This window comes from Microbacterium sp. (assembly GCF_039812165.1).
In the GTDB taxonomy this organism is placed as follows: domain Bacteria; phylum Actinomycetota; class Actinomycetes; order Actinomycetales; family Microbacteriaceae; genus Microbacterium.
The window spans coordinates 1-10,912 of sequence record NZ_JBDIAB010000090.1 but is presented as its reverse complement, the minus strand read 5'-3'; the positions used below and the strand labels follow the sequence as shown (position 1 = coordinate 10,912).

The window sequence follows — 10,912 nt, the reverse complement described above, 5'->3', positions numbered from 1 at the left end:
GAGCGCAGTGACCGGACGCGAGCGCAGTGACCGGACGCGGACGGCAGTGACCCGTGAGCGGGTCAGCGGGCGACGGACTCCGACGCGGCCGTCGAGACCGGCACGAGCCGCTGCAGCTGCGTCACGTGACGCGGCTCCAGCTCGGCGATCGACGAGACGCCGAGGAGCTTCATGGTCCGTTCGATCTCGTCGCGCAGGATCGCGATCGTGCGGTCGACGCCGGCGCGGCCGCCGGCCATGAGCCCGTACAGGTAGGCGCGACCGATCAGGGCGAACTTGGCGCCGAGCGCCATCGACGCCACGATGTCGGCGCCGTTCATGATGCCGGTGTCGATCATGACCGTGGCATCGCGGCCGACCTCGCGCACGACGTGCGGCAGCAGGTGGAACGGCACCGGCGCGCGGTCGAGCTGACGTCCGCCGTGGTTGGACAGCACGATGCCGTCCACCCCGAGGTCGATGAGACGGCGCGAGTCGGCGACGTTCTGCACGCCCTTGACGACGAGGCTGCCCGGCCACAGGTCGCGGATGACGGCGAGGTCCTCGTACGAGATCGTCGGGTCCATCGCGGCGTTGAGGAGCTCGCCCACCGTGCCGCCGGTCGACGAGAGCGACGCGAACTCCAGCTTGGGCGTCGTGAGGAAGTCGAACCACCACCACGGCCGCGGGATCGCGTTGAGGATCGTCGCGACGGTCAGCGCCGGCGGGATGGAGAAGCCGTTGCGCTTGTCGCGCAGGCGGGCTCCGGCGACCGGGGTGTCGACGGTGAACATGAGCGTGTCGAAGCCGGCATCCGCCGCCCGCTTCACCAGGCCGTACGAGATCTCGCGCTCGCGCATGACGTACAGCTGGAACCAGTTGCGCCCGTGGGGGTTGGCGGCCTTGACGTCCTCGATCGAGGTCGTCCCGAGCGTCGAGAGCGTGAACGGGATGCCGGCCGCACCGGCCGCGCCCGCCCCGGCGACCTCGCCCTCGGTCTGCATCAGCCGCGTGAACCCGGTCGGCGCGATGCCGAACGGCAGGGCGCTCCGCCCGCCGAGGATCTCGACCGAGGTGTCGACGTGGTCGGCCGGACGCAGCACGTCGGGATGGAACTCGATGTCCTCGAAGGCCTGGCGCGCCCGCGCGAGCGAGATCTCGCCCTCGGCCGCACCGTCGGTGTAGTCGAACGCCGCCTTCGGCGTGCGCCGCTTCGCGATCGCCCGGAGGTCGCCGATCGAGAGCGCGGCGCCGAGCCGCCGGCGCCTCGCGTTCAGGTCGGGCCGTTGGAACTGCAGGAGCTCGAGGAGCTCGGGGATCTGGGGCAGCTGCCGGGTCACCATGCCCTCACCCTAGTACCGGCGCGAACACGCACCCGAACCGGCCGTGGGCGTCGGCTCGTCCCGACGATGCGCTAGCGGGCCGGCGGCATCCCGGGCATGCCCGCCACGGCATGGCTCTCCGCGGCGGCCGTCCCATCGGCGCGCAGCAGTCCTTCCGCGGCGGCGAGGTAGCCGGCGAGGAACGCGCGCGCCACGGTGCCCACGTGCTCGTCGGCCGGCAGGAACCGCGCGTCGTGCAGCGCCGGCTCCGGATGGGCGCCGGGCGTCTCGACGCCGACGAACAGCATGATCGACGGCACCACCTCGAGGTAGTAGGCGAAGTCGTCCGCGCCGAGCGAGCGCATCGGCTCGGTGTGGTGCACGCCGATGCGGGTGAGCCATTCCTCGGTGCGGTCAGCGAGCTCGACGTCGTTGACGAGCGCGGGCTCCCCCTCCACGAGGGTCACCTCGGCGCGGACGCCGAAGGCGGCGGCGATGTGCTCGGCGGCCTCGTGCACGGCGTGCTCCAGCCGGTCGCGGTCCTCCGGGTCGGTCGTGCGCATCGTGGCGCGCAGGTGCGCGTACGCGGGCAGGACGTTGGCCGCCCCGGCCCCGGCCACGAGCGAGCCCACGCTGATCAGCGCCGGGTGCAGGGGCGACACCGCCCGGCGGACGACCTCGGGCAGTGCCAGGGCGATCTGCGCGATCGCGGCGATCGGGTCGGCGGCGAGATGCGGATACGCACCGTGCCCGCCGCGCCCGAAGAGACGGATGTCGAGCTCGTCGGCGGCGGCGTTGACGAAACCGCCGCCCGAGGCGACCGCCCCGGTCTGCACGCCCGGGTGCACGTGGGCGCCGATCATGTGCGCGATGCCGAACCGCTCGAGCACGCCGGCGCGCACGATGTCGCGCGCGCCGCACGGCTGGCTCTCCTCGCGGGGCTGGAACACGGGCACGAGCGCGAACGGCAGCTCCAGGCCCTCGGCGGCGCGCGTGAGCGCGACGAGGGCGGCGAGGTGCAGGTCGTGCCCGCACGCGTGCATGGCCCCGTTCGTCGAGGCGAACGACGCTCCGGATGCCTCGACCACCGGGAGGGCGTCCAGCTCGGCGCGCACGGCGATGGCGCTCCCGGCGGGCCCCAGCCGGCCGATCAGGCCGGTGTCGGCGACGGGCTCGAGGTCGAGGCATCCGCTCATCGCCGACGCGATCCGCGCGGCCGTGTCGTGCTCGGCGCCGCCCACGCGGGGATGCGCGTGCACCTCCTGCCGCAGCCGCACGGCGGCGGGCAGCTCGCGCTCGAGCCCGGCCTCCCAGCGGCCGGCGAGCTCCTGCAGCGCGGCGATGACCTCGCTCATTCGTGCCTCTCGATCCATTCCGTCAGCCCAGGCGTCCGCCGGACTCGCGCAGGTAGCACTCCGCGCACATCGACTCGTACGTCACGCGGTCGGCGCTCAGCTCGTCGATCGCGACCTGGTCCCCGTCGAACACGAAGCGGCCGCCGACGAGCCGCGCGTTGAACAGCGCTTTGCGCCCGCATCGGCAGATCGTCTTCAGCTCCTCCAGGCTGTGCGCGACCTCCAGGAGACGCGCGGAGCCGGGGAACGCGTGCGTGCGGAAGTCGGTGCGGATGCCGTAGGCGAGCACCGGGATGCCGTCGGCCACGACGATCCGCAGCAGGTCGTCCACCTGCGCGGAGCTGAGGAACTGCGCCTCGTCGATCAGCAGGCACGCCACGTCGGGCCGCGCGCCGGTGGCCGCCGACTCGGGGATCAGGGCGTCCTCCGCCCGCCGGCGCACCCGTTCGCGATGCTCGGCGAACAGCGCGCGCACGTCGTCGTCGGGGCCGATCAGGAAGTCCGCGTCGCGGGCCACCCCGAGCCGGCTGGAGATCCGCTCGGCGCCCTTGGTGTCGATCGCGGGCTTGGCCAGGAGCACGTGCTGGCCGCGCTCCTCGTAGTTGTACGCGGCCTGCAGCAGCGACGTCGACTTGCCGGAGTTCATCGCCCCGTAGCGGAAGTACAGCTTGGCCACCCGCCGATTCTACGGAACCGGCGATCGGGGTTCGGACGCGTCCGAGCTCCGGCATCCCGATCCGGACGCCCTCCGGACCCGGCGTCGCGTCAGACGTCGATGTCGAGCGCGCGCGCCGTCTCGGCCACGAGCGCGCGCGCGGCGCGGGGACGCGGGTTGAGCGTCTCGCCGTAGCTCGGGATGAGCTCGGTGAGCTTCGGCTCCCACCCGGCCATGCGGTCGGGGAAGCACGTCTTCAGCAGGCCCAGCATGATGGAGGCGGCGGTCGACGCCCCGGGCGACGCCCCGAGGAGCCCGGCGATCGAGCCGTCGGCCGAGGTCACGACCTCGGTGCCGAACTGCAGCACGCCGCCCTTCTTCGGGTCCTTCTTCATCACCTGCGCGCGCTGGCCGGCGTTGAGCAGCTCCCAGTCCTCGTCGCGGGCCGTGGGCATGAAGCCGCGCAGGCTGTCGACCTTCTGCGCGTGGTTCTTCATCAGCTCGCCGACGAGGTACTTGATGAGGCCCGGGTTGTCGATCGCGACCTTGAGCATGGGCCAGAGGTTCCCCGGCCGCACCTGTGCGACGATGTCGAACACCGACCCGTTCTTGAGGAACTTGGGACTGAACGTCGCGAACGGGCCGAACAGCAGCGACGCCTGTCCGTCGACGACACGCGTGTCGAGGTGGGGCACCGACATCGGCGGCGCGCCGACCGAGGCCTGCGAGTACACCTTCGCCTTGTGCTGCGCGACGATCTCGGGCTTGGAGGTCTTCAGCCACTGGCCGCCGATCGGGAAGACGCCGTAGCCCGAGACCTCCGGGATGCCGGAGCGCTGCAGCAGCTTGATCGCCCAGCCGCCGGCGCCCACGAACACGAAGCGCGCATCGACCTCGCTCGGGGAGCGTCCGATCGTGCGACGGCATCCGATCCGCCACGTGCCGTCGCCGCGGCGCTTGAGGGAGCGCACCTCCTCGTTCGTGAACACGTCGACGCCCTGCTCCCGCAGGTGGGCGAACAGCTGGTGCGTGAGCGCCCCGAAGTCGACGTCGGTGCCCGCGGGCACGCGCGTGGCGGCGAACGGCTCGCCCTTGCGGCGCCGCTTCATGAGGAGCGGCGCCCACTGGTGGATGACGCGCGAGTCCTCGCTGTACTGGATGCCGGCGAACAGCGGCTGGTCCTTCAGCGCCTCGTAGCGCTTCTTGAGGTAGGCGACGTTCTTCTCCCCCTGCACGAACGTCATGTGGGGCGTGGCGTTGATGAACGTGGACGGCTCGTCGAGGATGCCGCGCTCCACGAGCGAGGCCCACAGCTGGCGGCTCTGCTGGAACTGCTCGTTGATCGAGATGGCCTTGGCGGGATCGACCGTGCCGTCGGGCGCCTCGGGCATGTAGTTGAGCTCGCAGAGGGCGGCGTGGCCGGTCCCGGCGTTGTTCCATGCGTTGGAGCTCTCCAGCGCGACGTCGGACAGCCGTTCGAAGACCGCGATCCGCCAGTCGGGCTCGAGCTCCTTGAGCAGGGTCCCCAGGGTAGCGCTCATGATTCCGCCGCCGATGAGCACGGCATCGTACATCTCGGTCACGATCACCCAGTCTAGGCCGGTCGGCGGCCTCGGCCGGCCCGCCTCGCCCGACCGCCGGCATCCGTCGCCCCGCCTGCTCTCCGCCCCGCCCCCACCCGCGAGAGTGCAACCGTGCACCGAAAGCGCATGCTCAGCACGCGGTCTCGGTGCACCAGTGCACTCTCGCGGTCGAGGCGGCGCGGGCGGATGCCGGGTCAGACGCGCGCGCGGAGGCGCTCGGCGACGAGCTCGGCGATCTGCACGGCGTTCAGCGCCGCGCCCTTGCGGAGGTTGTCGTTGCTGATGAACAGCACGAGCCCCTTGCCCTCGGGCGCGGACTGGTCGGCGCGGATCCGTCCCACGTAGGAGGGGTCGTTGCCGGCGGCCTGCAGCGGCGTCGGCACCTCCTCGAGCACGACGCCGGGCGCGGCGGCGAGCACCTCGCGGGCGCGCTCGGGCGTGAGCTCGCGCGCGAACTCGGCGTGGATCGACAGCGAGTGGCCCGTGAACACGGGCACCCGCACGCACGTGCCGGCGACGCGGAGGTCGGGGAGGCCGAGGATCTTGCGGCTCTCGTTGCGGAGCTTCTTCTCCTCGTCGGTCTCGTTCTGGCCGTCGTCGACGAGGCCGCCGGCGAACGGGATGACGTCGAACGCGATGGGGGCGATGTACTTCTCGGGCTGCGGGAAGTCCACCGCGGAGCCGTCGTGCACGAGCCGCAGCGTGTCGCCCTGCGCGAGCACGCCCTCGACCTGGCCGAGGAGCTCCTGGGCGCCGGCGATGCCGGAGCCGGAGACGGCCTGATAGGTGCTCACGATGAGGCGCTCGAGGCCCGCCTCGGCGTCGAGGGGCCTCAGCACCGGCATCGCGGCCATCGTGGTGCAGTTCGGGTTCGCGATGATGCCCTTGGGGAGGTCGTCGATGGCCTCGGGGTTGACCTCGCTCACCACGAGCGGCACCTCGGGGTCCATGCGCCAGGCGCTGGAGTTGTCGATGACGACCGCGCCGGCCTCGGCGAACCGCGGGGCGTGGGCGCGCGAGCCGGTCGCACCGGCGCTGAACAGCGCGATGTCGATGCCGGCCGGGTCGGCGGTCGCGACGTCCTCGATGACCACGGTCTGGCCGCCGAACTCGACGGCCGTGCCCGCCGAGCGGCTCGTGGCGAACAGCCGCAGCTCGCGGATCGGGAAGGAGCGCTCGGCGAGGATCTCGCGCATGACCGTCCCGACCTGGCCGGTGGCGCCGACGACGGCGACGGAGAGTCCGGAATCGGAGATCGTGGTCATGCGAGTACCTCTTGTGTGCTTCTGCGCGGGGATGCCGCGGAGTCGCGGCATCCCCCGATTCTACCGGCGGATGCCGGCACGCCCGGCCAGCGAGCCGCGCGCTGCGCGTTCGCCTGACGCATCCGGTCGCCCGCCGCTCGCGGCACGACAGAACGCGCCGAGCGAATGCCTCCCGGCATCCGTCACTCGACGCGAATGGTCGCCCACGGCTTCCGCCGCGACAGAACGCGCCGACCGGGGCCCCGGGCGGCGGATGCCGGCGCCGCGGTCAGCGGCCGGTGCCGGCGTAGACGACGGCCTCGGTGTCGCCGTCGAGCCCGTAGGCGGCGTGCACGACGCGCGCGGCCTCGGCCAGCTCGTCGCCGCGGACGACGACCGAGATGCGGATCTCGGACGTGGAGATCATCTCGAGGTTCACGCCGGCGGTCGACAGCGCCTCGAACAGCGTGGCCGAGACGCCCGAGTGCGTGCGCATGCCGGCGCCCACGACCGAGAGCTTGCCGATCTGGTCGTCGTGCACGAGGCTCTCGAACCCGACCTCGGCCTGCTCCCCCGACAGCGCGCGCAGCGCCGCCGCGGCATCCGCCTTGGGGAGGGTGAAGGAGATGTCGGTGCGCCCGGTGGCGGCGGCCGACACGTTCTGCACGATCATGTCGACGTTCGCACCGGACTTCGCGACGATCTTGAAGATCTCGGCGGCCTTGCCGGGCACGTCGGGCACCCCGATGATGGTGACCTTGGCCTGGCTGAGGTCGGTGGCCACGCCCGCGACGATCGGCTCTTCCATCTGCTCTCCCTTTCGGCGGTCGGGCGGCGTCATGCCGGCGCCGAGCACGAACGTTCCCGGTCCCGAGCTGAAGACAGATCGGGCGTTGATCATGACCCCGTGACGACGGGCGTACTCCACCGCGCGGATGTACAGCACCTTCGCACCGTTGGCGGCGAGCTCGAGCATCTCCTCGGCCGAGACCACGTCCAGACGACGCGCGCGGGGCACGACGCGCGGGTCGGCGGTGTAGATGCCGTCGACGTCGCTGTAGATCTCGCACACGTCGGCCTCGAGCGCCGCGGCGAGCGCGACGGCGGTGGTGTCGGAGCCGCCGCGGCCGAGCGTGGTGATGTCGCGCGTGTCGCGGTTGAACCCCTGGAAGCCGGCGACGATGACGATGGCGCCCTCGTCGAGGGCCTCCTTCAGCCGGATCGGCGTGACGTCGACGATGCGCGCGGCGCCGTGCGTGGCATCCGTGATCATGCCCGCCTGGCTGCCGGTGAACGAGCGGGCCTCGAAGCCCATCGAGTGGATCGCCATGGCCAGGAGCGCCATCGAGATGCGCTCGCCGCTGGAGAGGAGCATGTCGAGCTCGCGCGGCGCCGGGATCGGCGAGACCTGCGCGGCCAGGTCGAGCAGCTCGTCGGTCGTGTCGCCCATCGCGCTGACGGCGACGACGACGTCGTGGCCGGCCCGGCGCGTGTCGACGATGCGCTTGGCGACCCGCTTGATGCTCTCGGCATCGGCGACGGACGAACCGCCGTACTTCTGAACGATCAGCGCCACTGTGGAGACTCCCTGCAGAGGGCGCTCGGGATGCCGCGCCCAACGCACCATCTTACGTACGCGTAGATGCCGCGCCGGCCATGCGTCGGCCACGAGCCCGGTGCGCGGCCGCGTGCGGAGGGATACCATCCGGGCATGGAACAAGTCGAGGCCTGGCATGACTTCAACGTCGCGATGGCGGGGGCGACTGCCGCGCTCGCCGGTCTGGTGATCGTGGCCGCGAGCGTCAACATCGACAAGATCGTGAAGGCCGGCACGCTGACGGCCCGTCTCGCCGCGGCGATCGCGACGCTCGTGCTCGCGCTCGTGGCGTCGGCGACCGGGCTGATCCCCGGCATCGACGGATTCTGGTACGGCCTGACGATCATCGTCTCGACCGTTGCCGCCGCGCCGTTCCAGCTGCACGCCACGCGCGTGGTCTACACCGACGCCGACCCGTTGCAGCACGCCCGCGTCGCGAAGTCGATCCCCGGCTTCGTGCCGCTCGTCGCCTACCTCGTGGCCGGTGTCAGCCTCGTGCTGGCGCACCCGTCGAGTCTCGTGCTGACGGCGGTGGGATGCCTCGTCGCGATCGTGTCGGCGCTGATCGTGTCGTGGGTGGTGCTGGTGGAGGTGCTCCGCTGAGCACCTCGTCACCGGTCGCACCACGACTCGCCTACGACGTCGCCCGGCTCGCTCTCGCACTGTCGGCGGGCGTCGTCGCGGGCCTCGTCCTGCTGGTCGCCCAGCTCGTCGCGGCGGCCGCCCCGCCGGTCTCCCAACTGGCCGTCCAGGAGCTGCTGATCGTCACGGCGGTGTCGTCGGTGTTCTACGTCAGTCTCACGTGGGCGGTGCTGAAGCCGGCGAGTCCCGCGCAGCTGCGGGTGTGGCTGGAGGCGACGCGACCGCGCACCCGGCTCGCCCGCTGGGGTGCGACGCTGTCGGGCACGGGCCCGGCGGTGGCGATGCAGTGGTCGGTGCTGGCGACCGCCGCCGTGCTGGTCTTCCTGGTCTGGCCGGGGCTGCTGAGCGACTCCGTGACGATGGTCCTGTGCGTCGTCGTGGTCGCGACGACCTGGATCGTGACGGTGATGGCCTACGCGGTGCACTACGCCCGGTTCGACCAGCTCACCGGGGCCTTCGCCTTCCCCGATCAGACGCCGCGCGTGTTCATGGACTACGTCTACCTCGCCGTGCAGGTGCAGTCGACGTTCGGGACGTCCGACGTGTCGGTGACGGACTCCACGGCGCGGTCCATCGTCACGGGCCACACGCTGGTCTCGTTCGCGTTCAACACGATCGTGATCGCGCTGCTGCTGACGGTGCTGTTCCTGGGTCGCTAGACCGGCGCGCGGCGGACGCCGCCGGTGGCGGCCAGCCAGCAGCCGAACAGCACGAGCGGGAAGCCGAGGAGGAGCCCGACGCTGAGATCCTCGCCGAGGATCGCGACGCCGAGCAGGATCGCGACGATCGGGTTGACGTACGTGAACAGGGGCGCGCGGGCGGGACCCACCTCGGCGATGAGCGCGAAGAAGGCGACGAACGCGACCGCGGTGCACAGGACGCCGAGGAGCACGAGCGACACGGTGCTGCGCACCGTGGGGACGCCGTGCGGCGACAGCAGCGCGATCGGCAGGTAGGCCAGCCCGACGGCCGCGAGCGACAGCGTGATGGAGCCGAGCGCGGGCACCTCGCGGAGCTTCGTCGCCACGATGAACGGGGCGATCGCGTAGCAGACCGCGGTCAGCAGCACCTCGCCGACCGCCACGACCGCGCCCTCGCCGACGGCCAGACCCGGGCCCGCGACGATGACGGCCACTCCCGCGAAGCCGACCGCGAGTCCGATGACGCGGGCGCGGCCCAGCGCGGCGCGCTCGCCGCCGGCGAAGGCGATGATCGCGGCGAACAGCGGGACGGTCGACACGAGGAGGCCGGTCAGGCCCGAGGGCAGCGTCTGCTCGGCGTGGCTGAGCAGCACGAAGGGGCCCGCCATCTCGATCGCCCCGAATGCCAGCACCCACGGCCACGCCTTCAGCGCCGGGCGCAGCACGCCGCGGTGGATCGCGACGGGCAGCAGCACGAGCGCGCCGATCAGCGTGCGGCCGGCCACGACGGCGGCCGGCGAGTAGGAGTCGACCGCCTCTTTGATGAACAGGTAGGGCACGCCCCACAGGAGCGCCATCGCGGCGAAGAGCCACCAGCCGCGCGCGCCGACCGGCGAGGACGCGGCGTTCAGAGCGCCCGCCTGCCCTCGAACGCGCGCCCGAGGGTCACCTCGTCGGCGTATTCGAGGTCGCCGCCCACCGGCAGGCCCGACGCGAGGCGTGTCACCCGGATCTCGAGGGTGTGCAGGAGCCTCGACAGGTAGGTCGCCGTGGCCTCGCCCTCGAGGTTGGGGTTCGTCGCGAGGATCACCTCCTGCACGGTGCCGTCGGCGAGCCGCCGCATGAGCTGCGCGATCCGCAGGTCGTCGGGGCCCACGCCGGCGATGGGGCTGATCGCGCCGCCGAGCACGTGGTACAGGCCGCGGAACTCGCGCGTGCGCTCGATCGCCGCGACGTCCTTGGCGTCCTCGACGACGCAGATGAGACTCTCGTCGCGGCGCGGGTCGCGGCAGATCGCGCACAGCTCCTGCTCGGAGACGTTGCCGCACCGCTCGCAGAAGCGCACGCGCTCGCGCAGCTCGCCGAGCAGCTGCGCGAGCCGCGACACGTCGAACGACGGGGTCTGCAGGATGTGGAAGGTGATGCGCTGCGCCGACTTCGGCCCGATGCCGGGCAGGCGGCCGAACTCGTCGATGAGGTCCTGGACGATGCCGTCGTACATGGCCTAGCCGAACCTCGTCGGCGGAGTGTACGGCTCCTCGCGCACGAACGTCGCCCCGAGCAGCTGCCGCACGACCGCCTCGCCGTACCGCTGCATGCCGGGCGCGCGCAGCGCCGCGCGCTCGGAGACCACGGGCACGCGCGGCGGCACCGGGGCGTCGGCGTCGACCGGCGGGACGAACTCGTCGACCTCGTCCTCCGCCGCGTCGGCGGCGGGCTCGGTGTCGGCGATCACCTCGCCCTCGCGCTCCAGCACGATGGTGCGGGCGGGGGCGGATGCCGCGTCCTCCGGCTCGTCGTCGACGGCGAGCTGCGCGACCGGCGCGGCGTCGTCGGCCGGCGGCGGCGTCGCGGCCGACGACGGCGCCGCGCTCGCGGAGGGGCGCGTCGCGCC

At 72.3% G+C, this 10,912-nt stretch carries 10 protein-coding genes and 1 pseudogene; 2 read left to right on the top strand and 9 right to left on the bottom strand.

From position 1 onward, the window contains the following. Positions 1-62: 62 nt before the first annotated feature. The 6 genes from WML84_RS08740 to WML84_RS08715 all read right to left on the bottom strand — a co-directional run bounded on the left by WML84_RS08740 (position 63) and on the right by WML84_RS08715 (position 7,714). The gene (locus WML84_RS08740) at positions 63-1,322 is read right to left on the bottom strand and encodes an alpha-hydroxy acid oxidase (protein ID WP_347345756.1); all 1,260 of its coding nucleotides are present in this window, start codon (positions 1,320-1,322) and stop codon (positions 63-65) included. Positions 1,323-1,393: 71 nt separating this feature from the next. Then, positions 1,394-2,656, bottom strand: a complete 1,263-nt coding sequence (locus WML84_RS08735) for an amidohydrolase (protein ID WP_347345755.1) — start codon at positions 2,654-2,656, stop codon at positions 1,394-1,396. 22 nt (positions 2,657-2,678) lie between these two features. Then, positions 2,679-3,332, bottom strand: a complete 654-nt coding sequence (locus WML84_RS08730) for a thymidine kinase (protein ID WP_347345754.1) — start codon at positions 3,330-3,332, stop codon at positions 2,679-2,681. Positions 3,333-3,421: 89 nt separating this feature from the next. After that, positions 3,422-4,885, bottom strand: a complete 1,464-nt coding sequence (locus tag WML84_RS08725) for a malate:quinone oxidoreductase (RefSeq protein ID WP_347345758.1) — start codon at positions 4,883-4,885, stop codon at positions 3,422-3,424. A 203-nt stretch (positions 4,886-5,088) separates the two neighbouring features. Beyond that, on the bottom strand, positions 5,089-6,159 hold the full coding sequence (locus WML84_RS08720; RefSeq protein WP_347345753.1) for an aspartate-semialdehyde dehydrogenase: 1,071 nt from the start codon (positions 6,157-6,159) through the stop codon (positions 5,089-5,091). Positions 6,160-6,427: 268 nt separating this feature from the next. After that, the gene (locus tag WML84_RS08715; protein ID WP_347345752.1) at positions 6,428-7,714 is read right to left on the bottom strand and encodes an aspartate kinase; all 1,287 of its coding nucleotides are present in this window, start codon (positions 7,712-7,714) and stop codon (positions 6,428-6,430) included. 135 nt (positions 7,715-7,849) lie between these two features. Here WML84_RS08715 and WML84_RS08710 point away from each other — a divergent pair, with 135 nt between their 5' ends. Both WML84_RS08710 and WML84_RS08705 read left to right on the top strand, forming a co-directional pair. Continuing rightward, positions 7,850-8,338 carry a hypothetical protein gene (locus WML84_RS08710; protein WP_347345751.1) on the top strand — a complete coding sequence of 163 codons (489 nt, stop codon included), beginning with the start codon at positions 7,850-7,852 and terminating at the stop codon, positions 8,336-8,338. After that, positions 8,308-9,036, top strand: coding sequence for a DUF1345 domain-containing protein (locus WML84_RS08705; RefSeq protein ID WP_347345750.1), 729 nt, complete (start codon positions 8,308-8,310; stop codon positions 9,034-9,036). Before WML84_RS08710 ends, WML84_RS08705 begins: the two co-directional genes overlap by 31 nt. On the opposite strand, the gene WML84_RS08700 is transcribed toward WML84_RS08705, so the two are convergent. From WML84_RS08700 to WML84_RS08690, 3 genes and pseudogenes are all read right to left on the bottom strand, one after another. Beyond that, positions 9,033-9,929 carry a DMT family transporter gene (locus WML84_RS08700; RefSeq protein ID WP_347345757.1) on the bottom strand — a complete coding sequence of 299 codons (897 nt, stop codon included), beginning with the start codon at positions 9,927-9,929 and terminating at the stop codon, positions 9,033-9,035. The genes WML84_RS08705 and WML84_RS08700 overlap by 4 nt on opposite strands. Next, positions 9,926-10,519 carry a recombination mediator RecR gene (recR, locus tag WML84_RS08695; RefSeq protein WP_347345749.1) on the bottom strand — a complete coding sequence of 198 codons (594 nt, stop codon included), beginning with the start codon at positions 10,517-10,519 and terminating at the stop codon, positions 9,926-9,928. Before recR ends, WML84_RS08700 begins: the two co-directional genes overlap by 4 nt. Positions 10,520-10,522: 3 nt before the next feature. After that, a pseudogene (locus tag WML84_RS08690) lies at positions 10,523-10,912 on the bottom strand (DNA polymerase III subunit gamma and tau); the annotation flags it as partial.

Bases quoted from the DNA above. Each gene is read 5' to 3' on its own strand.
- WML84_RS08725 (WP_347345758.1), bottom strand. From the start codon at position 4,885: ATGTACGATGCCGTGCTCATCGGCGGCGGAATCATGAGCGCTACCCTG.
- WML84_RS08735 (WP_347345755.1), bottom strand. From the start codon at position 2,656: ATGAGCGAGGTCATCGCCGCGCTGCAGGAGCTCGCCGGCCGCTGGGAG.
- WML84_RS08710 (WP_347345751.1), top strand. From the start codon at position 7,850: ATGGAACAAGTCGAGGCCTGGCATGACTTCAACGTCGCGATGGCGGGG.
- WML84_RS08740 (WP_347345756.1), bottom strand. From the start codon at position 1,322: ATGGTGACCCGGCAGCTGCCCCAGATCCCCGAGCTCCTCGAGCTCCTG.
- WML84_RS08720 (WP_347345753.1), bottom strand. From the start codon at position 6,159: ATGACCACGATCTCCGATTCCGGACTCTCCGTCGCCGTCGTCGGCGCC.
- recR (WP_347345749.1), bottom strand. From the start codon at position 10,519: ATGTACGACGGCATCGTCCAGGACCTCATCGACGAGTTCGGCCGCCTG.